General features: G+C 64.1%; 21 protein-coding genes. 5 read left to right on the top strand and 16 right to left on the bottom strand.

The features are described 5' to 3' along the window. Positions 1-34: 34 nt before the first annotated feature. The 8 genes from DS839_RS18945 to DS839_RS18910 form a co-directional block, all read right to left on the bottom strand. Positions 35-436 (bottom strand): YybH family protein, encoded by a 402-nt coding sequence (locus DS839_RS18945; RefSeq protein WP_119272007.1) that lies wholly within the window; start codon positions 434-436, stop codon positions 35-37. Then, positions 429-3752, bottom strand: coding sequence for an AAA family ATPase (locus DS839_RS18940; protein ID WP_119272006.1), 3324 nt, complete (start codon positions 3750-3752; stop codon positions 429-431). Before DS839_RS18940 ends, DS839_RS18945 begins: the two co-directional genes overlap by 8 nt. After that, positions 3749-5137, bottom strand: coding sequence for a flavin-dependent monooxygenase QhpG (qhpG, locus tag DS839_RS18935; protein ID WP_119272005.1), 1389 nt, complete (start codon positions 5135-5137; stop codon positions 3749-3751). The genes DS839_RS18940 and qhpG overlap by 4 nt, the downstream gene beginning before the upstream one ends. Positions 5138-5140: 3 nt before the next feature. Continuing rightward, on the bottom strand, positions 5141-6478 hold the full coding sequence (locus DS839_RS18930; RefSeq protein WP_368911728.1) for a radical SAM/SPASM domain-containing protein: 1338 nt from the start codon (positions 6476-6478) through the stop codon (positions 5141-5143). Beyond that, entirely contained in the window at positions 6475-8700 is a 2226-nt protein-coding gene (locus DS839_RS36970; protein ID WP_368911727.1) for a hypothetical protein, read from the bottom strand. Before DS839_RS36970 ends, DS839_RS18930 begins: the two co-directional genes overlap by 4 nt. After that, positions 8697-10151, bottom strand: coding sequence for a ferritin-like domain-containing protein (locus DS839_RS18920; RefSeq protein ID WP_119272003.1), 1455 nt, complete (start codon positions 10149-10151; stop codon positions 8697-8699). The genes DS839_RS36970 and DS839_RS18920 overlap by 4 nt, the downstream gene beginning before the upstream one ends. A gap of 150 nt (positions 10152-10301) precedes the next feature. After that, entirely contained in the window at positions 10302-11105 is an 804-nt protein-coding gene (locus DS839_RS18915; protein ID WP_119272002.1) for a tRNA1(Val) (adenine(37)-N6)-methyltransferase, read from the bottom strand. A 16-nt stretch (positions 11106-11121) separates the two neighbouring features. Then, entirely contained in the window at positions 11122-11334 is a 213-nt protein-coding gene (locus DS839_RS18910) for a putative signal transducing protein (protein WP_119272001.1), read from the bottom strand. A gap of 95 nt (positions 11335-11429) precedes the next feature. On the opposite strand from DS839_RS18910, the gene DS839_RS18905 reads away from it, so the two are divergent. The 5 genes from DS839_RS18905 (at position 11430) to DS839_RS18885 (ending at position 16913) form a co-directional block, all read left to right on the top strand. After that, positions 11430-12446, top strand: coding sequence for a polyprenyl synthetase family protein (locus DS839_RS18905; protein ID WP_119272000.1), 1017 nt, complete (start codon positions 11430-11432; stop codon positions 12444-12446). Positions 12447-12760: 314 nt separating this feature from the next. Beyond that, a complete protein-coding gene (locus DS839_RS18900; protein WP_119271999.1) occupies positions 12761-13624 on the top strand; it encodes an ABC transporter permease in 864 nt (287 codons plus the stop codon). Continuing rightward, positions 13621-14442 (top strand): ABC transporter permease, encoded by an 822-nt coding sequence (locus DS839_RS18895; protein WP_119271998.1) that lies wholly within the window; start codon positions 13621-13623, stop codon positions 14440-14442. The genes DS839_RS18900 and DS839_RS18895 overlap by 4 nt, the downstream gene beginning before the upstream one ends. A 21-nt stretch (positions 14443-14463) precedes the next feature. Next, a complete protein-coding gene (locus DS839_RS18890) occupies positions 14464-15606 on the top strand; it encodes an extracellular solute-binding protein (RefSeq protein ID WP_119271997.1) in 1143 nt (380 codons plus the stop codon). A gap of 221 nt (positions 15607-15827) precedes the next feature. Then, the gene (locus DS839_RS18885) at positions 15828-16913 is read left to right on the top strand and encodes an ABC transporter ATP-binding protein (protein ID WP_119271996.1); all 1086 of its coding nucleotides are present in this window, start codon (positions 15828-15830) and stop codon (positions 16911-16913) included. 44 nt (positions 16914-16957) lie between these two features. On the opposite strand, the gene DS839_RS18880 is transcribed toward DS839_RS18885, so the two are convergent. From DS839_RS18880 to DS839_RS18845, 8 genes are all read right to left on the bottom strand, one after another. After that, complete coding sequence (locus DS839_RS18880; protein ID WP_368911726.1) at positions 16958-17803, bottom strand: hypothetical protein; 846 nt, start codon at positions 17801-17803, stop codon at positions 16958-16960. 197 nt (positions 17804-18000) lie between these two features. After that, positions 18001-18411 carry a type II toxin-antitoxin system HicB family antitoxin gene (locus tag DS839_RS18875; RefSeq protein WP_119271995.1) on the bottom strand — a complete coding sequence of 137 codons (411 nt, stop codon included), beginning with the start codon at positions 18409-18411 and terminating at the stop codon, positions 18001-18003. Between the two features lie 27 nt (positions 18412-18438). Next, the gene (locus DS839_RS18870; protein WP_119271994.1) at positions 18439-18627 is read right to left on the bottom strand and encodes a type II toxin-antitoxin system HicA family toxin; all 189 of its coding nucleotides are present in this window, start codon (positions 18625-18627) and stop codon (positions 18439-18441) included. Positions 18628-18783: 156 nt separating this feature from the next. Next, the gene (locus tag DS839_RS18865; protein WP_119271993.1) at positions 18784-19296 is read right to left on the bottom strand and encodes a GNAT family N-acetyltransferase; all 513 of its coding nucleotides are present in this window, start codon (positions 19294-19296) and stop codon (positions 18784-18786) included. 4 nt (positions 19297-19300) lie between these two features. After that, positions 19301-19642, bottom strand: coding sequence for a type II toxin-antitoxin system TacA family antitoxin (locus DS839_RS18860; protein WP_119271992.1), 342 nt, complete (start codon positions 19640-19642; stop codon positions 19301-19303). A gap of 239 nt (positions 19643-19881) precedes the next feature. Next, on the bottom strand, positions 19882-20559 hold the full coding sequence (locus DS839_RS18855; protein WP_368911725.1) for a cupin domain-containing protein: 678 nt from the start codon (positions 20557-20559) through the stop codon (positions 19882-19884). Between the two features lie 180 nt (positions 20560-20739). Beyond that, positions 20740-21402, bottom strand: a complete 663-nt coding sequence (locus DS839_RS18850; RefSeq protein WP_119271991.1) for a hypothetical protein — start codon at positions 21400-21402, stop codon at positions 20740-20742. Positions 21403-21860: 458 nt separating this feature from the next. Continuing rightward, complete coding sequence (locus tag DS839_RS18845) at positions 21861-22310, bottom strand: hypothetical protein (protein ID WP_119271990.1); 450 nt, start codon at positions 22308-22310, stop codon at positions 21861-21863. Between the last annotated feature and the right edge of the window lie 12 nt (positions 22311-22322).

Here is a 22322-nt window from a genome sequence, read left to right as displayed (position 1 = left end):
TCGCCCGGTGCGGGGCTGTTCCGGGCGGCCCCGCCTACTTGGAATTCATGTTCCAGCTGTCATAGAGAACTTTCCAGCTGCCCTTCTCCTTGCGCCAGACCACGACATATTTCGCGATCTGCATTTGCGTCTTGCCGTTCACCTCCTGACCGAACTCGACCTTGCCGAAATCGGAGGCGAGCGAGGCATCATCGGAAATCACGATACGCTCGGGCGTGAAGCGCAGTTTAAGGCCCGTGATGGTGTCCATCATCTTCTTCCAGTTGGCGCGGATATTCGCGGTGCCGTGCACCGCGGGCTCATCTGGCCAGACCAGCGAGCCGTCATGGGCGTAGAAACTTACGACCGCGTCGATATCGCTGTTCGTCGCCGCCTTGCCCCATTCCTCGTCCAGCCGGCGGATCGCCGCTTCGTCGGCTTTGTGTTTTTCACCCATGTTTCACTCCTCTCCGCAACTGAAGCCCAAGCTCATCGAGGAGAGCCCTGGCATCCGTCAAATCCCTGGTGTTGAAGCCTTCGGTGAACCAGCCATAGATGGCCTGGAGCATGTCGAAGGCACGGGCCTCTTCGCCCTCTTCGGCGAGAAGCCGGGCAAGCGTGGTCGTGGCGCGCAACTCCCACGACTTCGCACCTTGGGCCCGCGCGACGGCAAGCGCCGCGCCGAGCCGCTTCTCGGCCTCAGCGCGCCTGCCCTGCCGCGCCAGAAGCCAACCCTTGAGGCGCAGCACCTCGGCATAGTGACAACGTTCCTCGCCGCCCTCGATCCTGGCGATGCTCTCGTCGAGGAGAGCCTCGGCAGCCTCGACATTGCCGCCCAGCGCCAGCGCTTCGGCCTGGAGCGCCCGCAAATAGGCGATCCAGATGCGATGGCCGGTCGCGGCGAGGCGGGTGATGGCGCGGTCGAGCCGCGTGGCGCTGTCGGCATGACGCCCAGCCCGAAGCCAGGCAATGCCCTGGCTGATCTCGGCCATGACCTCGAAGAACAGCGAGACACCAAAGCGACGGCCCACATTGTCGGCCTCCGCCGCGCGCGCCAGCAATTCTTCAGGCTGCGAGAGGAAATCGAACGCCTGGGCGCCCAGCGTCAGCGAGAAGGCGAGGTCGAAGGGATGATTGCGGCGCCGCGCGTGGTCGTCCCTTGCATCGCTCGCCGCCACCGCCTGGTCGGGATAGCCGATGATCCAAAGATATTGTGCCCGGTAGATGCTCTCGCCGGTCAGCGGATCGGTGTTGGTCAGCTGCGCAATGTGCCAATGCTTCCCGGCGTCGTATAGTGCATGAAGCTTGTCGCCATGGGCTTTGGCCACGTCGAAGCGACCCTGCCAGAAGGCCGAGCCCGAGACCGCACGGTGACCGACGATGACCAGATTGTCGTCTTGGGTCTCAGCCCCGACCTCCAGCAATTTCTCCGCCCAATGCATCGATACATCGAGCCGGTCGGTGCACAGGCAATGCACCCAGAGCGCATTCAGGATGGGCAGATAGCCTTGGCGATGCGTGAGCCTGCGGGCCAGCGACCAGGCGGGTTCCATGACCGCGCTCAGCTCCGGATGGCCCCAGCCGCGCCCGGCCACGAGCGCCGGCCCCAATGCGGCGCGAAAGCGCAATTCCAGAAGATCGCGCTCGGCGCTCGGCGAAGACGTCGCGAGCAGCTCCATGCCCTTGCGCAGATGACTGTCGGCCTCGGGCACCGCGAAACGCCGCATCGCCACCTCGCCCGCCTTGAGCCACAAGGGGGCTGCCGCCGCCTGGTCATCGGCCGCCGAATAATGATGCGCGAGCAGTTCCGGCTCGCGCTCGCGCGTCTCGGGATGGCGCTCCTCCAGCACTTGGGCGATGCGCGCATGCAAGGGCTTGCGCTGGCTGCGCAGCAGCGAATCATAGGCCACGTCCTGGACCAGGGCATGCTTGAATGTGTAGGACACGGGGCCAGGCGACACGCCCGAGCTCATGGCGAGACCCGAGGCGGTCAGTTCCGCCAGGCCCTCGGCCAAGGCGGCCTCGTCCATCTGAGCGAGCGCCGAGATGAGCTCATGGCTGAAGGTGCGCCCGACGACAGAGCCGATCTGGGCGACGGGCTTCGCCTTGGCGAGGCGGTCGAGACGCGCGGCCAGCGAATCGCGCAGTGTCTCGGGGATGGCGAACCCCAAAGTCGGGCCGGTATAGACATAGCGCCCGCCCGCTTCGACGAGCCCGCCCGATTCGAGGATGGTGCGCGTCAGTTCCTCGACGAAGAGCGGGACACCATCGGTCTTGGCGATGATCTGCTCGACGATCTCGGCCGGCAGCGACTTCCCCTCGGCGAGCCTCGAGACCATCTCGCTCGATTGCTCGGCCGTGAGCTTGGCGAGATTGAGCACCGCGACATTGACATGACGCGACCAGTGCGGCTCGAATTCCGGCCGATAGGTGGCGACGATCAGCAAAGGAATGCCGGCAAGCTTGCCGATCAGCCGCTCCAATGTCTCGAGCGTCGTCGGATCGGCCCAGTGCATGTCCTCGAACAGGAGCAGCGTGGGACGCAAGCGGGCGGCGGCGGCCACCATGTCCTCCATCACGCGGACGGTTTCCTGCTTGGCGAGCCGCGGCGATATATCGAGCGCGCCATAGCGCTCCTCGCAGGGGATGGACATCATGCTCGCGATGAAGCGCACGTCGGAACGAGGCAGGCCGTAACGCCCGACGATCAGCGCCTCCAGCTTGTCGAGCCTCGCATCGGCCGGGCTGTCGTCGCCGATCTGCAGCACCTCATCGAGATGCGTCCTGATCGGGTAGAAAGCGCTGTTGAGATGGAAGGGCGAGCATTGGAAGCGCCAGATCTGGGCATGCTCATGCTCGAGGCTGGCGCATAGCGCATCGGCGATGCGGCTCTTGCCGATGCCCGGCTCGCCGCAGAGATTGATGGTGAAGCCCTCGCCCGCATCATGGACGCGCCGCCATTTGTCGAGCAGCGCCTCCATCTCGGGCCCGCGTCCGATGAGCGGCTTGTCCTTGGCCTGGCGGTCTTCGGCGGTCGCCACACCTGCCACGCGATAGACCTGGACGGGAAGCGTGATGCCCTTGAGACTTTGCGCGCCGATATCGGCATAGCCGAAGACGTCCGCAGCGAGCTTGCGCACCTTGGAGCTGACCGCGATGGTGCCCGGCTCGGCCACGCTCTGCAGGCGCGCCGCGAGGTTCATGGTCTCGCTCACGGCGGTGCGCCCGTCGGCGGAGACGACGACGATGCCGGTGGCGATGCCGATGCGGACCTCGAGCTTCGCCGTATCGGGCGTCTTGAAACAGGCCATCGCGTCGAGGATGTCCAAGCCGGCGCGGATGGCGCGCTCGGCCTCGCGCTCATGGGCGAGCGGGAAGCCGAAGAAGGCGATAATGCCGTCACCCAGGCGCTGGAACAGATAACCCTCGTAACGGGCGATGCAGGCGGCGCAGGCATCCTCATAGGCGCGCACGATGTCTTTCAGCACCTCGGGATCGACGCGCTGGGCGAGCCCGGTAAAACCCACCATGTCGCAGAACATCACGGTGAGCTGACGCCGCTCCTCGGCCCTGACCGCCGGCTCCGGCTTCAGCGCCTTGGCCTCGGCCAGCGCGCCGAGCAGGCGCTTGCGGGCGCCGAATGAGAGACCGAGCTCCTTCAGGTCATTGTCGGTCAAGAGCAGCAGCGTGGTGAAATCGACATCGTTGTCGATGAAGAGCCGCGCATGCTCGGAAAAGCCATGCGCGTCGAGCCAGTCGGTGAGCGCGCTCATGGCAGCACCCCGCCGCGGTCGACCAGAATGCCGCTGTTGCGCAGCCAGATGGCGATCGACAAAGCGGATTTGAACGGCATGCGCCGCGACCAGCCTTGCGCGATCTCGACCAGCGTCGCGCCGGACGAGAGATCGTTCACCAGCGGCGCCAAGGGCTGACCACCGAGAAAAGCGACGGGACCCGCAAGCCCCGGATGGCGCAACGCCTTGGCGAGCGTGACGAACTCACCCTCGATGCAGGGCAGATCCTCGATGACGAGATCGCGCGAGAGCTCGACCGGTTGCGCGGCCGCACCTGCGGCATCGGTGGAAACCACCGCTGCGCGGGGAATTTCGTCAGGCGCGGCTGCCGCGCGATCCTGCCAGAACGAGGCCGGTCGCGTCCGCGCCGCCTCGGCATAATAGCCGGCGGCCCAGCTGCGATGGCGCGTGGAGGCTTCCTCCAGGCTTGCCGTGTAGAAATCCATGGCGGCCGCGGCCCAGGCCGGCCTTCTGATCAGCGTATTGGCGACGATGGCGCCGGCGAGCGATGTCTGGATCGCTTTCTGTACGCCCGACGACGACAAAGGATCGAGCGCCAAGGCCGCTTCACCGAGCCCGATGCTCGAAGATGTCGCGGCGCTGCGGGCGACATAGGGCGTCGCATCACTCGCCATCACCTCGCTCTGGCGCAAGCCGCGCCGGAACCCTGAATGATCGAGAAGATCGAGATAGCGCGCCGCCAGCGCGGCTTTCGGCGCAGCGCCGAATTGCCTGGCATCGACGAAGACCTGCAGGTTCGAGGTGCCGTCGGGAAGCGGCACGGCCCAATACCAGGCCTCATCACCCGCCTGGATCACCGGATGCGTCGGAGGTCCTGTTCCCTTCCAATAGGCATGAAGCGCCAAGGTCAGGGGTCCGGTCGTCGCCCTGCGCCAGGCGCCCGCCGCAGCGCGGCCACGCGCATCGGCGAGGAAATCGGCCGCGCGTTCCTCTCTTCCCGCTTCCGTCTCGATGGTCAGGCGAAAGCCCCGCTCATCCTGCCGCCGCTCGATGATCCGGGCCGGCTGGCGGATGCGCACGCCAAGGCCTCGCGCATGATCGATGAGCCGGCGGTCGAAAGTGCCGCGATCGACCAGCCGCCCCTCGGCGCGCACATCCGCGCGGATCAGCGGCGGACCATCCCAGGCGACCTCGACCTGGCGCACCGGGCGTGCGCCGGCAAGGGCGCCCTCGGCGCCGAGGCTCTCGAGCAGCGGCACAACACCCGGGCTCAGCGACTCGCCCAGATGCGGCCGGGGAAAGCGCGCGCTCTCGATGAGCTCCACCTCATGGCCGAGCTCAGCCATGCGGATGGCGAAGATGCTGCCCGCCGGACCGCCGCCCATGACGCAGACCAGGGCCATGGCTCACCCCGCCATCGGCTGCAGGGCAGCCTGGCCGAGGCGCAAATAGGCCTCCAGGCAATAATGCAGCCAGCCTCTGATGTAGTCGCAGGCCGGACGGCCGCGCTTCGTCACTTCATGATGGCAGCCGCCGCCACAGAGATAGCGCGCCCAGCAGCCATTGCAGGGCTCCTGGCGATGCACATGCCTCTCGGCCAGCCACGCCCTCTGGCGCGCGCCATCGATGCCGTTGGCGAGCGAGCCCATGGCGCCTTCGGCGTCATCGACAAAACGATGGCAGGCGGCAAGATCGCCGGAAGCGGAGACGCCGAGATAGCCGGCGCCGGCGCCGCATGGGTAAGGCCGATGCGTGCCCCGCCCGATCTCGCGGAGCGCATTCAGCATGTTGGCGAAGGGATAGCGCTCGCCGGCCCGCGTGCGGCGCTCGAATTCCTGCCCGCACGCGATCATCTGCTCGAGCATCAGCGCCAGATCGTCACGCCCCATCTCGCCTTGCCGCGAGGGCGAAGCGAGCATGGGCGAGAAACCGACGCTGTGGAAGCCGGCTTCGATGAAGCCATCGAGCGTGGCGCGCAGATCGAGATTGCGCGGCGTGACGGTGACGCGCGCCGAGACCTGCATGCGGCGCTGGTGAGCGAGCAGCGGCGCGATCCGGCGCATGATCCGCTCGAAGCTCCCCTGGCCATTGCGGAAGGGGCGCTGGTCGTCATGCGCTGCTCCGATGCCGTCGAGGCTGACGGTCACCGCGAAGCCATGCTCCTCGAAAAAGTCCACATCGGCGTCGGTGACGAGCGTGCCGTTGGTGGTGATCGAAAAGGTGATCGGCGTGCCCCTTTGGCGCGCGAGATCGGCGGCATGACGGGTCGCCTTCTGCAGCACCGGCCGGTTGACCAGGGGCTCGCCGCCCAGAAAGGAGAGATTGAGCCTGGCGCCCGGACCCGCATTGCCGATGAGCTGCTCGACCGCCTGAAGTGCCGTCGCCTCGGGCATATTCTTCGGCGCGCCGCCAAAGCCACCCTGTTCGGCATAGCAATAGGTGCAGCCGAGATTGCATTTCTGCGCCACGGCGAGCGAGAGCGCATGGATCGGCGGCGGCTCGAGCGGCGCATCGTCGATCAAGGGCGCACCGTCGAGGCCCGCTCGCGCCAGCAGGCTTGCGACCTTGCCGGCATCCAATCCCGTCAAGGCCGTGTCGAACGCGGCGAAGAGATCGGCATCGATATCGAACAGCCGGCTGCCGTCGGCGACGAAAAGATGCCGGCCCGCTTCGGTGGCCAGAAGATGCGCCGCCGGCAAGCGCGGGCCGGAGGCCTTCATATAGTGACGGGCGAGACCGCTCACGATCGCTCCTCGCCCTGCGCATCGCGGCCCTTGACCTGGAAGCGCAGCCATTTCTCCCACTCGGTGAACAGGTCGTCATAGAAGACGAGACGGGAATCGGTGTAGTCGTCGGGCACATATTGCCCGGTGCGCTTCTTCTGCAGCCAGTTGTCGCCGATGCTGAGACCCTTGGGGCCGGGCTCGACATTCACATAATCGGGCCGGGCGGAAGCCCAGTAATAGCACGAGCATTCCCGGTAATCATTCTGCCAGGGCGAGCACAGGCCCTGGGTGAGCTCGCCCGCTTGCGCCAGGGCCTCGGAGATGACCGCCGTATCGGGCGCGAAGAAATGCCGGACCTTGAAGCTCAGCGTCTCATAATTCTTCGGATCCTCGATGCACGGCACTTGCGCGTCTTCCTCGGCAAGCGAGATGTCGCATTGGACGGTCTGGCCCTGGAAGCCGTTCAACAGACGCGCCAGCGCATTCGACCATTCGAGCGGCGCCAGGCCATAAGGATTCTCGTCCGTGGTCAGAATGACATAGCCTTCGGGATCGGATGCCGCCGGCCCCTTGATATAATTCATGGGCTCGATCGGTTTCTGGCGGCCCGGAAGGTTGATGCGCAGCAGGCGATGGCCTTTCAGCCGCGCGAAGGCCGGATCGGCAGCGACGATCAGATTGTCATATTCGCGCAGCTCCAGGCCCTCGAGCATGCGCCGCCAGATGGCGCGGAAATCCACTTCGAGTCCCGGGCAGCAATTGGCGACCGACGTCACCGGCCGCGAACTCACCGGATTGCCCGCCGCCTCGTAGTGAAGCTGGGCGGTGAGATTGCGCGGCGTGAGCGCGGGCGCCTTGGGCGCAGCGGCAGGACGGCCGAGAGCGCCTTCCGCCACTTTGCGGATGGTGTCGATCTGGCGATGAGTGAGAGCGAGATAGCTGTTGTCGGCGCCGCACATCAGAGCCGGCATCTTGCGACGGCCGCGGTCGGTGAAGTCGGAAACCTCATCAGGGTTCCGCAGCAGGCGCAGGAACCAGGGTGCGGCGCCACCGCGCAAGGCGGCGTAGACCTGCTGGTGCAAAGCGAGGATCGCCAGCGTATCGGCGCCGCCGGGCGCGATCACCGGGCGGATGGCGCGCTCGGTGTCGGCGGCCTCCTCCTCGGGCATCGAATCGAGCGAGAGCGCCGAGCGGCCCTTATAGTCGTTGCCGTTCATCACCGCGACATTGAGGAAGCGCACGGTCTCGAAAGCGCGGCGCACGATATCCTCGGCGCGCGCCCGGGTGACTTCGGGCGGCTCGTCATCGCCGACGGCCGGACCGTGGATGACCTGCTCCAGATCATCGGCGAGGCTGCGCACGAAGAGCGAATCCGGCACCACCGCGGGCGGCGACGCGCAGATCCGCGCCGTCGCGGTGAGCGCCTGGCCGTCGGCAGAGGTGAGCCTTACCTCGACGAAGCCGTCACAGGCATCATCGAGATAGCCGCGGCTGACGGCGACATTGTCGTTGAGCCACGACGGCGCCGGCGGCTCGATGGCGAAGAGCGAGGGCGGAATGGTCTCATCCTCGCCATGCGTTTCGAAGTGATACCATTTGCCCTTGCCGCGATCATAGATCGCGCGCTCGGGCGGGATGACCGGATCCTTCGCGTCGGGCGCTTGCGGCCCGTAGATCAAGCCTTTCGCCGGCGTGAAGCGCAGGCGGATCTGCGGAAATCCATCGCTGGGCTTGATGAAGCGCGCGCTGCCGAAATCGACATGGGCTTCCTGCGATATGAAGTTCCGGCAGTGGCCTTCGAGCGGTCGCGGCGCGTGATCGGAAAACCAGCCGGTATCGGCGGAAACGAGATCAGCTTCGTCCCTCGTGCGCCGGACCACCTTGCGGTTGGCCAGCGTGACGCGCCAGGCGAGCTCGCCGCCCGCCAACATGTCGCCAGTCAGCGGCACAAGCTCGTCATTCTCCGTCAGCGCGAAGACTTCGAGGAACGGCGCCACCGGACGTATCCGGCCGTCCTGTTTGAACGCGATCTCTTCCGGCACATGGCTGCCCGTGATCTCGCCCGTCGCCGCATCGACGATCAATGTTTCAACCGGCCTGATGCTGCGATAGCCCAGCGGCCCCTCGGCATCGGTCGCGATGGTGTAATTGTCGAGCGGATCGGGCGCCGAACCGAGCCTGCCGATGGCGAAAGGCGGCAGGATGCGAAGCTCTTTTATCTTGGTCGTCTCACGGGTCACTTGCGTCTGCTCCCCTGGCCGTCGAGCAAGGCGTCGATGGAGGCGATGGCCCGGCGGTCGAGATCCTTGAGCGCCAGAAGATAATCGCGTTGGGCGCCCTTCGCCTGCTCCAACAGCAGCTCCGCCACATCGATCGAGCCCTGGAGGAACTCCTGATGCAGCCGCCAGGCATCGGGCTCGGCGTCCGGCAGCGTCAGCATGAAGGGCATCTCGAAAGGCGGCCCGGCGAAGCGCGGGCTTCCCTGCGGCGCTCCTTCCTTGTGCAGGTCGAGGCCGACGATGATCCCGGCGATCGTCTTGATGTTGTACATCTCGCCGAAAGCCCGATGCATGACCATGCCGCGCAGATTGGGCTCGCCCGCTTGCGAGAGCCGCTGCAGCCGGAAGGAATGAGCGAGACAGGTGAGGAGCAGCCGGTAGCGGTAATTGAACAGCGTGCCCCAATCGCGGGCATGATCGTTGTCGATATAGACCGCGTCATTCTTGTTGAATTGCCGGGTCGTCGGATTGTCCGGAATGTCGCGCGCCGGCACCCAGTCGTCCGGATATTGCTGGAAGATCTTGAGGAAGCGCTCGAAATGCGAGAGCTCGTCGGTGCGTTTGGGCTCGAGGTGTATGGCCTCGCCCTGGCTGCCGATCGCCTTCAGCGCCGTGAGCGCCTCGGTGCGCGTGGCGGCGCGCATGATGAGGAGGTTGGCCTCGCGCTGGCGCTCGGGGTCTCCCACCGCCGATCCGCTCGCATCGAGGCGGCGCAATTCGGGCCCATAGCCTCGTCCCCAATCGTCCCAGGAAGCCTGGCAGACATAGCTTTCCTCATCGAAGGCGGAATCGGGGATCAGCTCCTCGTTGCCGATGATGCCGACGATCTCGTCATAGATGGCGGCAACGGTATGGATCTGGCCCCTGGCCCGCTCCTTGACGAGCCGGTCGATCCAGGCCTTGTCCTTCTCGGTGAACTCCTTGAAGCGCCGGGAAAGCTCCGGATATTTCTTCAGCATGGCGGTGATATGCGGCGGCATCTCGGCATGGACGTAGCAGGCGAGCGATGATCGCGTGAGCTTCTCGAGCCGGAAGGGATAGGGATAATAGGGAACGGTCCAGGGATAGTTTTCGCGCCCGAAATGGACCGGCGCGCCGATGAGACAGAGGATGTTCTGCACGGTGAGGAGATGGCCCATCTCCTCCTTGGCGACTTTGATCAGGCTCGCCTGCCAGTGCTTGATGAGATCCTGGCGCTCAGGCGTCGCCGAGGCATCAGGACCGCCCAGCGAATAGGCGGCATAGAGATACTGGACCATGAGCCCGTGCTCGATCTCGGCGGCGACATGGAGCAGCATGACGAGATGATCATGCCAGGTCAGGCCCGGATGCTTGGCCGCGCGCGATGTCGGCTCATGTTCCGCCGACGGCACAGGCTCCAGGACAAGATACTGCTGCCAGGCCTGTGCCATTGACACCCCTTCGTGTTCTTATCGGACAACGTGGCGTGGTCCAACGCTCGCACCCCCGTGCCTCCTAACATTTTTGCCGGGCGGCGTCGATTGTGGGAAGCGCGCGTTAACCAGTTTCGCCTCGGCAGCACTCAAATGTGTGACGCGCGGCTAGCGCATCGGCCAGGCGGCACCTTCGCGCAATACGGCTTCGGCGGCCTCTGTAAACTTCCCGTCATCGCCATGGAGGATGAGGCCGGGAAGGATCTGCAGAGGAGCGCGTGAGCCTTTGACGCCCTGGACGATGATGCGGGTCGCGGCGAGCCCTGCGCGCGGAAAGAGCGGCGCGACAGTGATATCGCCGAAGCGGCCTTCGAAGGTGGCGAGCACCCGGGCGAGCGCCTCGGCCCGGTAGATGATGGTGGCGGTGCCGCGGGTCTCGATCAGCCCGTGCATGGCCTTGACCCAGAGATCGAGGTCCTCGGGCCCGAAATTATGGGCGCCGGCTTTCAAGGCCACGGGCGACGGCGTCGCCTTGCCCTCCTCGAAATAGGGCGGGTTGGCGAAAGCATGCGCCATGGAGCCGGCCGCCGGCAAGAGGGCCGAGCCCCGGCGCAAGGCCTCCTTGATATCGGCATGGATGACTCGGACGCCCGAACCACAGTCGTTCCGACGGGCGTTCTCCTCGGCCAGCAGGGCGTAGCGGGCAGCGATCTCGACGCCCGTAACCTGGAGGCCTGGCACTCGATAGGCCAGGCAAAGGGCAGCGACCCCCGTGCCGATGCCGGCCTCGAAGACATGATCGCCCGTGTTGCAGGGGATGCTGGCGGCGAGGAAAACCGCGTCGATCCCGGCCCGGTAGCCCTTTTCCGGCTGCAATATGCGCAGGCGGCCATTGAGGAAGCCGTCCTCGGTCAGGCTCGGCGGAATGGCCCCGGTAGGCATGCTGGGATCGGCGGGCGAAGCGTTTGGCATGGCGGGCGGCAGCCTACTATTGCCCAGTTATCGCAACGTTACCCAATTCGCGCAAAGCCTGGGCAATATCCTCGTCCTGGACCATCAGGCGGCGGGGAAAGGCCCCGATCGAGCCCTCGACCGCGCTCATATGGGCATCGAAAACCACGGCCTCGATGCCGGCCTCGGCCAGGACATGGGTCGCATAGGAGAGCAGCACGAGGTCGTTGGTCCGCAGCACTTCCTTCATAATCTATTATCCTTAGCGTCAACCGGTCGCGCTTGCCCGGGGGCGGCAAGCCCCCTTATTGTCCGGGACAGTATCATAAGCAGGCAGGTTCAACCTTGGGTGTCGTCATTCCCTTCGAAGGCAGCGGTGAAAAGCAGCCGAGCCTCGATCCTCTGATCGCTCTGACCTCAGGCGATATGGTCAAGGTCAACGAGGCCATTCTGGCGCGCGCCGCGTCGCATGTCGAACTGATCCCGGAACTCGCCGGCCATCTGATCAATTCCGGCGGCAAGCGGATCAGGCCGATGCTGACCGTGGCCTCGGCCCGCATGTGCGCTGCCAAGGGCGACGCCCATATCAAGCTCGCCACTTCCGTCGAATTCATGCACACGGCGACGCTCCTCCATGACGACGTCGTCGATGAGAGCGATCTCAGGCGTGGCAAGAAGACGGCGCGGCTCATCTGGGGCAACCAGGCGAGCGTGCTGGTCGGCGACTACCTCTTGGGCCAGGCCTTCAAGATGATGGTCGAGACCGGCTCGCTCGAGGCCTTGCGCATCCTCGCCAATGCCGCCGCGGTGATCGCCGAGGGCGAGGTGCTGCAGCTTTCCGCCGCGCATGACACATCGACCACCGAGGACGCCTATATGCAGGTGATCGTCGCCAAGACGGCGGCCCTGTTCTCGGCCGCGGCCGAAGTCGGCGCCGTGGTCGCCAGAAGGCCCAAGGACGAACAGGCGGCACTCGAATCCTATGGCCGCAATCTCGGCATCGCCTTCCAGCTCGTCGATGACGCGCTCGACTATTCCGGCAAGCAGGCGCTGATGGGCAAAAGCGTCGGCGACGACTTCCGCGAAGGCAAGATCACCCTTCCGGTGGTCCTCTCCTATCGCCGGGGCTCCCAGGAAGAGCGCAATTTCTGGAAGCGCACGCTCGAGGAAGGCAACCAGACGGCGGACGACCTCCTTTATGCGCAGAAGCTGATCGAGCGCCACAATGCCATCGCCGACACGGTGGAGCGCGCCCGCCATTACGGCGCCATCGCCCGCGACGCGCTCGCCATCTTCCCCGACAGCGCGCATAAGTCGGCGCTCGCCGAGGCGGTCGATTTCTGCGTGGCGCGCGCTTATTGATCGTTGTTTTGCGCATCGGATTTTTCTGAAAACCGCTTCACACTTTTCAGTCCGATGCGCTAAGCTCCTCCGAAAACAGACAATTATCAGGGGAAACGAGGCAAGGGGCGAGCTGCCACAAAGCTTTCCCCCTCTCCCGTCCGAAGGATGGGAGAGGGTGGCCGAAGGCCGAGTGAGGGCTCTTTGTCTCAGCAGGGAATACGCGTGAAGATCGGAGTGCACTGCACGAAAGAGCCCTCATCCGCGCTTCGCGCACCTTCTCCCATTGCTTCGCAACGGGAGAAGGGAAAAGAGGCGAGAGGGACGCGGCTTCAATGATCCAGCAGACGCGTTTCGCCTGGTATCTCTTGGCGCCGGCGCTCGTCCTGCTCATCTTGCTGCTGCTGCTGCCGATCGTCATCATGGGCATCTACACATTTTACGAATTCGTCACCGCCGGCGTCGAGAAGGCGAATTTCACGCTTGCCAACTGGCAGGAATTCTTCACCGACAGCTATTACCATCTGTTCCTGTGGAAGACCGCGCGGGTCGCCGCCATCACCGCCATCGCCTGCGCCATCATGGGCTACATCCCGGCCTATTTCATCTGGATGACGTCCTTCCGGCACAAATGGCTGTTGCTGCTCCTCCTCATCGTGCCGTTCTGGATCTCCTTCACCATCCGCACCTTCTCCTGGATCCACATACTGGGCGAGCAAGGCGCCATCAATGTCACGCTGACGTCATTGGGGATCATCGAGAGCCCGATCCAGATGCTCTATACCGAGGGCGCGGTGATCATGGGCATGATCCATTTCCTGCTGCCCTATATGATCCTCAATGTCTATGTGAGCCTCGAGGGCATCGACCGCGACCTGATCTCGGCGGCGCGCACCTTGGGCTGCACCAGCGCTGAGGCCTTCCGCGAAGTGACGCTGCCGCTGTCGCTGCCGGGCCTCTGCGCCGGGCTGCTCTTGTGCTTCGTGCTGGCGGCCGGCAGCTATGTCACGCCGCAGATCCTCGGCGGCACCCGCGATGCCCTGTTCGGCAATCTGATCTTCGACACGATCATGGGACAGCTCAACTGGCCGATGGGCTCGACGCTCTCGATCGTGCTCTTCGTGCTGCTCGGCATCGTGTCGGCGATCTACAGCCGCTATATGGGCCTCTCCACCATCTTCAAGGGCTTGAGCCGATGAGTGGGACCCGGCAAGTCGAGGATGCGAGCGGCATCTGGGGCTGGCGGGCGGTGAAGCTCGTCACCGTCCTCGTCTATATCTTCATGTTCGCGCCGATCCTGGTCACCGTCATCCTGTCCTTCAACGCCTCGATGTTCGGCGGCTTCCCGATGACGGGCCTCTCGCTGCAATGGTACGGCAAATTGTTCCAGAACGAGGCCGTGCTGCGCGCGTTCAAGACCTCGATCTGGATCGCGCTCCTGACCGCCGCCGTCTGCACCGTCATCGGCGTCATGGCGGCGTTGGCACTTACCCGCTACGAGTTCCGCGGCAAGCACTGGATGAACACGCTGGTGATCATGCCGGCCTTGGTGCCGGAGACCATTCTCGGCGTCGGCCTCCTGCTCTTGATGAAATGGGCGAACCAGCCCAGGACCTATCTGCTCCTGGTGCTCGGCCACATCATGCTGGCGCTGCCCTTCGTCGTGCTGGTCGTCCAGGCGCGGCTCATCGGCGTCAAGCGCGTCTATGAGGAGGCCTCGCTCTCGCTCGGCGCCAACCGGTTCAACACCTTCCGGGAAGTGACCTTGCCGCTGCTGATGCCCGCCATCGTGGCGAGCGTGCTTCTCGTCTTCACCATCTCCTTCGACAACATCACCGCGAGCCTGTTCTGGCGCCCGCCCGGGGTCGAGACCATGCCGACGCAGATCCTGGCCATGCTGAAAATCTCGATCAGCCCGGAGATCAATGCGCTCGGAACCTTGATGATCCTCATCACCATCGGCCTCCCCTTGGCAGGCGGTCTCTTAGGGCGCATTCTATTTGGTAATCGTCAATAATAACCAGGGAGAAACAGAAAGATGAAACTCACGCAGACCAAGAGACTGGAGCGGCTCAAAGAGCGCTACCAGAATGGCGGCATGGACCGCCGCACCTTCCTAGGGTTGACCGCGGCGGCGGCGGCCTCGGCCGGCCTGATGACGCGCTGGAGCGGACCGGCCCTTGCGGCGGTGACGGAAGTGCGCTTCGACGGCTGGGGCGGCACGGTGCAGGAGGCGATCGATAAATTCGCCTTCCAGCCCTACACCAAGAAGACCGGCCTCAAGGTGGTGCAAGGCACCTTCGGCGACGAAAACGAGGTCATCACCAAGGTGAAGACCTCCAATCCGGGCGACTTCCAGATCATCCACTCCTCCGGCACCGAATATTACAAGAAATATGTCGATGGCGGCTGGGTGTCGGAGATCAACGAGGCCAACATCCCGAACATGGTCAATGTCATGGCGGCGATGATCGAGCCGTTCCGCAAGCTGACGCCGAAGCTTTCGGCGGTGCCTTACGACTACGGCACCACCGGCATCGCCTACAACACCAAGGTGATCTCGCCCGAGGAAGCCAAGGAAAAGGGCGCCAACCTCCTCATCGACAAGAAATACACCGGCAAGATCGGTGGTTTCGGCGACAAGAACACGCGTGTCTGGTATGCGGCGCTGCAGACCGGCCAGAGCCCCAACGACATCAAGGACATCGAGGCGGTGTGGGCCAAGGTGCGCGAAAGCCGCGACATGGCGAAGAAATACTGGAGCTCGGGTGCGGAGCTCATGGACCTCCTGTCGAAGGGCGAGATCGTCGTCACCGACGCCTGGTCGGGCCGCATCGCCGCCCTTCAGGAGCAAGGCCATCCGATCGGCTATCTCGACCCCCCTGGCAGCTATGCCTGGATGGAGGACATGCTGATCCTCAAAGGTTCGCCGATGGCCGAATGCGAGGAGCTGTGCAACTTCATGCTGGAGCCGGCGACGGCGATCGCGGTGGCCGAGGGGCAGAGCTATCCGCCCTCGCTCGACCCCAACAAGGTCAAGCTCACGGAGAAGATCGCCAAGCTTCCGGCCTTCGATCCGACCGGCACCATGAAGGCGCTGACCTTCGCCGACCCGAACTATTGGGCCGAGCACGACGCCGAATGGCAGAAGCAGTGGGACCGCATCTCGAAAGGTGCGTGAGCTGAAGCTTGAAGTGAGCGAGCCGCCTCCGATGTTCCCCCTCTCCCGTTGCGAAGCAATGGGAGAGGGTGCCCGACAGGGCGGGTGAGGGCTCTTCGCTTGCAAAGGAAATAGCTTTTGAAAATCCGTTCTTGCCTCGACAAAGAGCCCTCATCCGGCCTTCGGCCACCTTCTCCCACGCGTGCCGCGCGGGAGAAGGGAAGCACTCTTACCGCATCATCATGACCGAAACCGCCGTCGATCTCAAAGGCGTCACCCTGACCTACGGCCCGTTCGTGGCCGTGAAGGATGTCGATCTCAAGATCGACAAGGGCAGCTTCGTGACGCTCCTCGGCCCTTCGGGCTGCGGCAAGACGACGATCCTGCGCTCGATCGCCGGCCTCGTCTCGCCGACCGCGGGCGAGATCGTCGTCGCCGGAAGGCTGATCAACGACGTGCCCATCTACAAGCGCAATATCGGTCTCGTCTTCCAGAATTATGCGCTCTTCCCGCACAAGACGGTCGCCGACAATATCGCCTTCGGCCTCAAATATCGCAGCGTCCCCAAGGCCCAGATCCTCGCCAAGGTGAAGCGGGCGCTCGACATGGTGCGGCTGCCCGGCGTCGAGAAGAAGCTGCCCTCGCAACTCTCCGGCGGCCAGCAGCAGCGCATCGCGCTCGCCCGCGCCATCGTGATCGAGCCCGACGTGCTCCTGCTCGATGAGCCCTTGTCGGCGCTCGATGCAAATCTGCGCGAGGAAATGCGCACCGAGCTCAAGATCATCCAGCGCGAGGTCGGCATCACCACGATCTTCGTGACGCATGACCAGGAAGAGGCGCTGGCGATGTCGGACCGCATCGTCGTCATGAATCACGGCCTCATCGAGCAGAACGGCACGCCCGAAGAAGTCTATCGCACGCCAGCTTCCAAATTCGTCGCAAGCTTCCTCGGCCAATCCAATCTCATCGCCGGCACCATTGCGGAAGCCGCCGATGGCAAGGCCAAAATTACCCTCGACAACGGCTTGAGCATCGAGGCCGAGGCCCCGGCTTCAGCGAAGCAAGGCGGCAAGGTCACGGTCATCGTGCGCGCCCAGCGCCTCGAGGTCGGCAAGAAGGCCAAGGGCCCCAACAAGCTCAAGGGCAAGATCGCTGCGACCTCCTATCTCGGCGGCAGCGCCATCTATGCCATCGAGGCGCAGGGCCTGAAGCTGCAGGCCAACACGATCATCGAGGACCAGGTCTTCCGCGAAGGCGATGCGGTCGATGTCAGCTTTGCGCCCTCCGACTGCGTGCTGCTCGGCGAGGATGATCGAAGGCTTGCCTGAGAGGGCAACCCTTCTCTGGCAATAGCCGGTCGCTCCCGATCAGCTCACGGCGTGGTGTCGAATCCGCATTGCTTGCGCTCCATGGCGATCTGCTCGGTAATGCGGATGGCGTTCTCCGCATAGGCCTGCGTCACCGAGCCATGATTCACGGTCTTGCCGCGCAGAGGACTTACCGCCTCGCAAAGATGGAAGACATGCGGGGTCTTGGACTTCGTGGCGCCTGGTTCCGGCGCGATCCAGTACACGACATCCTGGCCGTTCGGGTTCTGGGCATCTTTCGTCGCGTCGGCCACCACCGCGGAATCCCGGGCGATGTCCTGCGCCTGCGAAGCGACCTCGGGTGAGCAGGCGGTGGTTGGCTGGCCGGCCTTGATCTGTTGGGCGCACTCATTCATGTCCTGGGTGTACTGCTCGACCGATGGCGGCTGGAAATTCACCCCGATAAGGGTGGCGAGCACCGCGAGGACAGCGCCGATGCCGCCGGCAATCTGCTTGTTCTTGGGATCCATGTCCTTGTCCATGAGGATCAGGACAATCAGCGGAAGGAAGGCGATCAGCGTTATGATCGCGCCGAGCTGGTTCTGCACGAAGTACCGGAACCCGTCGGCCTTGCTGGCCGGATTTTTCCGGTTGGCGGCCTTCCACAGCAAGCTGCCGGCAATGGCGAAGACGGCGATCCCGACAAGAATGCCGATCAGCAGGAGAAGATTGCCGCTGTCGAATCTGTGCTGCAGGAGCAGATAAATGCCGACAGCCTCGCCGGCAATGGCCACGGCCCAGCAAATCAGGGCGAAAATCCGAAGCCGCCGGGAAGAGCTCTTCTGGTCCTGACTGGCTTGCCAGTCTTTGGTGACATCCGGCTTGTTCTCGGCCATGGTCTCAACCCTCATATCGACGCTTCCCGCAGCGCTGATGCGCCGTCCGGTGCGCTTAAGCGTCACGGGTCGAAGTTTGGCAAAACTTTCCCACATGTCAACAATCATTCAATGGCGCTCTGACCTCGAACGATGAGGTCGATGTCGGATTTTCGCCGTCCGACTGCGTGCTGCTCGGGGAAGACGATAGCGGCTCACGTGAGCGCCATTTTTCAGGCGCTCGCCTTAATCTTCTCCCTTGCCGCCGACGCCAGAAAGGCCGAGCGGGTAAGACCGAGGCGCTCCGCCTCCTTGTCGATGGTTTCGAGCAGGCCGGCGTCGATCGAGACATTGGCGCGAACGGGTTTGCCGCTTTCGCGCAACAGGGGAACGGTCGCGATCATGCCGCCTTGGCCAGGGTCGAATTCGTTGGACTTGAGCAGTTGCATATAGGTGCGCGGCACGGGCGCCGGGCGACCGTCCGCAACCTCATCGGCAACCCATTCGGCAAGCGCCTCGATGGCATCGGCGATCACTTCGGCCTCGGTTGCACCCATTGCGGTGGCGCCGGGTGCATCGGGGAAGTATGCGCCGTATTTTCCGCTCGCTTCGTCATAGTCGATGATGGCGATATATCGAGACATTCTGACCTCCAATAGACGGGCCGGACTTTACTTGGTCCAGCCCGCAGCTTTGGCAATGGACTTTGCCACGCCGGGGGTAACGGTGCGGTGCCGAGGCACCATGATGGAAGAGTGACCGGGCTTCTTATACTTGTCGTGCTTCGTGCCGCCTTCCCGCGTCCAACCCTCACGCTCGAGCCGGGCCTTTATCCTTCCGGTGTTGTTTTCATGCTGCATATCGCGCCCAGTTATGCGCAAATATATACGCAATTCATCCCGCGCGTCAATGGAAAATGCGCAAAATATTGCGTAATATCTCGCCCCAAGATGATGCCAGGTCTTTCGAGATGACTTCCGCGAAGGCGATGACCTCGATGACGGCTTCGCGCCGTTTTAGCTGAAGGCTGCGACCACTGTCTCTATGGGCAGGAACAGGGTCCGGCTGTCTTCGGGATATTCGATGAACTCCGCGCAGCGCAGATAGAAGCGCTTGGCCGCGTCGTCCTTGGCGTGGACGAGAACAGCCCCGATGCCGATGCTCTGCGAGGCGATTGCGATCCGCCGCAGCGCGTCCGCAAGCAGGTCCGCGCCCAACCCCTTCCCGGCATGTTGACGGCTGACAGCAAGCCGCCCGATCACCGAAACTTGTATAGTATCGGGCGCGTTGCGTCGCAGCTTGCCCGGCACGGCGCCGCGTTCCACCGCGCCCGCCGAGATGCAGAAATAGGCGATGACCCGATTGCCTTCGCAGATGACATAGGTGCGCGAGAACCGGCTTTCATTCTTCAAAGCCCGATGGCGCAACCAGTCGTTCAGCGCGGGCTCGCCGCAGTCGAACGCCGACAGGTCGTGCTCCGCCGTCAGCGGAACAGGAGCCGACGGTCGCGATAGAGGACGGTCCGGCACAATCCTATTTCCGCCATGCCGGTGTCCGGCGCAGCAGCGACTTGAGCTTTGGTCCTGGTGCTGGTGGATTGTCGAGCGCCTGCATGAAGGCGTCGTAGCGCTCTGGATCGAGGACGAACAGGCGTTGGTCGAGCAGCACGTCGACCGCTTGCCGCCGCGCACTCTCGACCATGAACTCCGTGCGCGTCTTGCCGAGGATCGCCGCCGCATCGTCGATGAGCTGCCGGGTCCCGGTCTCGATCCGCAGATTGATGCTGCCCTTCGTGTCGGACGCAGAAACGCGGTCCACGACCGTGACGGTGGCGGAACGGGAGGATTCCGAAGGGGCGTTGCGAGCTTTGGCCATGGCCGGAATATGAGCACTTGTATCCACAATGTCAATACAGCGCGCGGCAATGCGGAATGGGCGCAGCTAGCGCATGATCCGGAAAAGTGGATACCGGTTTTCCGAAAAGATCATGCGCAAACAAAAAGATAAAGCGCGATGGTGACTCGAAGAAAAGCCATCGCGCTTTAGCGCCGGCGCTGAAACACCGAAGGCGGGCGCAGGTCTCGACCAGCTCGAGGGCAAGCCGAAGCACGAACTCAGGGGCGCGGACCCGCGCCGCCCGGGGCAACGTGCTGCACCGAGGCGGCGATGGCGCGCAGGTCGTCGGCGACGGAGGGATATTGTCCGGCCAGCGCATCGAGGTTTCCGATCTCGACATCGGCCGGCAGCACGCCCGGCCATTCGGTGCTGGCGCCCAGAAACCAGCGCTGGCGTCCGATCAGCCTTGCGGTGTGGAACGTATCACCGGGGATGAGGAGCTGAACGCGCTGGCCTTGGCGCAAGTCGGGCCCCACGACGACACGCTCAGAGGCGCCGTCGCCATGCAGCAGGAAGACCTCGAGCGGGTCGCCCAGATAATAGTGGTAGAGCTGATCGTTGCGGATGCGATGCAGGCGCACGGGGGCGCCGGGCGTCACCATGAAATAGAGCGCGGAGCCGAGCGGCCGCCCATCCGCGAACGGCGCCGGCAGGCCGCCCGCTGCAATCGCGTGCTTGCTCACAAACGTCACCCTTACATATCCGCAGGTGGCATTGGGCTCGAGATCGAGGAGCGTGCGGATTTCGTCGGCGCTGAGCTCGTCCGTCATGGGCGTCCCCTCGGGCGCGGTTTGAGCATGGGCCGCGAATGCCGGCGCCATTGTCGCCCCGCCGGCGAGGACGGTTGCCTGCAGGACGCGCCGGCGGCCGACAAGCGGCGGATGACCTGTTGGCACGGCGACCTCCCTATCATTGCGCCGGAACCGGGCTCACGCAAGCACAGCGAGAAACGCGGGCGAGATGGTCGCGCCAGCCGTCCCTGCTCCCCATGGGTCGCAATCCAACAACAGAATGGCCCGCAAGGCAATCGGACGGAAATCCCGGGAGGGGCGCGCGCGGCTCGGCGGGGCGGCGCCTCAAAAATCGCAAAGCGCTGGGCGCAGGTCGTCAGACCAGTCCATGAGCTTCACGGGCGTGAACGTCCCGTCGATCGGCTTCTCCTCGTCGAGCCCCTCCGACACGACGCCTTTTCCCGCGAGGAAGTCGATGTCGCAGCCGCCCATGATCGTCTCGACGCTCCCGTCCGCGAGATGGCTGTTCCAGTCCCAGTCCCTGGCATAGCGGGCGACCAGGAATTCGCCGGAGCGATAGACGATGGTCAGCGTCTGGCTCCATGATTTATTGGCGCCGCAGCCATAGCAGGACTGAACGACCAGCGATGCGCCGTCCGTGCTCTCGAGCGGCTGGACCCAGGGTGTCTCCTCCGGGTCGACGATTTTCCTCTTGAGAAGGGCGGGCTGGCGCGAAAGATCGAGCTTTTCATCGCCGGCAGCCAGATAGAGGTAAAGATCCACGCTCTCGCCGTCGCCCACCGCGGTGAGCTCGCCGGTCGCGGGGCCGATGTCCGTGCGGTTGGACCCGGCCAGCACCAGCACGGCCCGATCCGTCCTGCCGTCCTTGTCGATGTCGAGCGTAACCTCGTAGAGCGCCGACGGCTTGTCGCCGGCGACCGCCGACACCGGACCCATCGCGAGGGCGACGATCGCGAGCCAGACCGAATGTCGAAATGCCGTCTTCATCAGCACTCATCCCATGCGTGGGCTCATCTAGCGTAACATCCACCGGACGAGAGGGCTATCGCATACAAGAATCCTGAAATGAGCGAGCCGCCTCCGATGTTTCCCCTCTCCCGTTGCGAAGCAATGGGAGAGGGTGGCCGAAGGCCGGGTGAGGGCTCTTTGTCCCAGCAGGAATGCCCGTTGAAGTCGGAGCACACTGCGCGAAAGAGCCCTCATCCGCGCTTCGCGCACCTTCTCCCATTGCTTCGCAACGGGAGAAGGGAAGGAGAGGACCTTGCAAACCTTCGAATGCGATTGCCCTACACCAAACTAGAGGCTCAAGGACCAGCCGTCTCCAACTAAAACAAATGAAATTGTAAGCCTATGCGATCTTCGTCGGCATGGCCGGCCAATCGAGATGAGCTTGCGTGACATGTCGGCCGCAAGATCGCCGCTTGGCATAACCCCGAAAGCCATCCTCACGCGGCCCCGAAGACATGGCGCAACATCAGGAAGGTGACAACCGCCTGGAGGCTGATCGACACTGTGCGCGGCCAATTATAGCGGATCAGCTCTGAGATGATGGCGTCGTTCCGGCCACCCTTCTCCAGCCTTGCGTGCCGCGGTATCTCGAGCAGCACCGTGACCAGGAGGCCGGCAAGGCCGGCCATGATGTTGGCGGCGCTCATCCACAGGGGAACGGCGGGGCCATAGACGGCCAAAAGAGCCGGCAGCAGGAAACTGGCGAAACCGGGAAGGATGACCGGCAGCGGGATGCGCCGCGTGTAGGAACGGTGATAGCGGATATAATCCGCCGCGCCGACCTCGGCGAAGAGCGGATAGATGACGATCTGGACCAGCCAGATCTGTCCCAGCACCCAGAAGGCGAGCGCCGCCCACAGCAGCAGAAAGAGGTTTGCCGTTTCCATCGCGAGACCCGG

The organism is Taklimakanibacter deserti (assembly GCA_003574785.1).
This window is presented reverse-complemented; position numbering and strand designations above follow the sequence as displayed.

Excerpts from the sequence above, each read along its gene's own strand:
- DS839_RS18945 (WP_119272007.1), bottom strand. The coding sequence starts at position 436 with ATGGGTGAAAAACACAAAGCCGACGAAGCGGCGATCCGCCGGCTGGAC.
- DS839_RS18940 (WP_119272006.1), bottom strand. The coding sequence starts at position 3,752 with ATGAGCGCGCTCACCGACTGGCTCGACGCGCATGGCTTTTCCGAGCAT.
- qhpG (WP_119272005.1), bottom strand. The coding sequence starts at position 5,137 with ATGGCCCTGGTCTGCGTCATGGGCGGCGGTCCGGCGGGCAGCATCTTC.
- DS839_RS18920 (WP_119272003.1), bottom strand. The coding sequence starts at position 10,151 with ATGGCACAGGCCTGGCAGCAGTATCTTGTCCTGGAGCCTGTGCCGTCG.
- DS839_RS18915 (WP_119272002.1), bottom strand. The coding sequence starts at position 11,105 with ATGCCAAACGCTTCGCCCGCCGATCCCAGCATGCCTACCGGGGCCATT.
- DS839_RS18910 (WP_119272001.1), bottom strand. The coding sequence starts at position 11,334 with ATGAAGGAAGTGCTGCGGACCAACGACCTCGTGCTGCTCTCCTATGCG.
- DS839_RS18900 (WP_119271999.1), top strand. The coding sequence starts at position 12,761 with ATGATCCAGCAGACGCGTTTCGCCTGGTATCTCTTGGCGCCGGCGCTC.
- DS839_RS18895 (WP_119271998.1), top strand. The coding sequence starts at position 13,621 with ATGAGTGGGACCCGGCAAGTCGAGGATGCGAGCGGCATCTGGGGCTGG.
- DS839_RS18890 (WP_119271997.1), top strand. The coding sequence starts at position 14,464 with ATGAAACTCACGCAGACCAAGAGACTGGAGCGGCTCAAAGAGCGCTAC.
- DS839_RS18885 (WP_119271996.1), top strand. The coding sequence starts at position 15,828 with ATGACCGAAACCGCCGTCGATCTCAAAGGCGTCACCCTGACCTACGGC.
- DS839_RS18880 (WP_368911726.1), bottom strand. The coding sequence starts at position 17,803 with ATGAGGGTTGAGACCATGGCCGAGAACAAGCCGGATGTCACCAAAGAC.
- DS839_RS18875 (WP_119271995.1), bottom strand. The coding sequence starts at position 18,411 with ATGTCTCGATATATCGCCATCATCGACTATGACGAAGCGAGCGGAAAA.
- DS839_RS18870 (WP_119271994.1), bottom strand. The coding sequence starts at position 18,627 with ATGCAGCATGAAAACAACACCGGAAGGATAAAGGCCCGGCTCGAGCGT.
- DS839_RS18860 (WP_119271992.1), bottom strand. The coding sequence starts at position 19,642 with ATGGCCAAAGCTCGCAACGCCCCTTCGGAATCCTCCCGTTCCGCCACC.
- DS839_RS18850 (WP_119271991.1), bottom strand. The coding sequence starts at position 21,402 with ATGAAGACGGCATTTCGACATTCGGTCTGGCTCGCGATCGTCGCCCTC.
- DS839_RS18845 (WP_119271990.1), bottom strand. The coding sequence starts at position 22,310 with ATGGAAACGGCAAACCTCTTTCTGCTGCTGTGGGCGGCGCTCGCCTTC.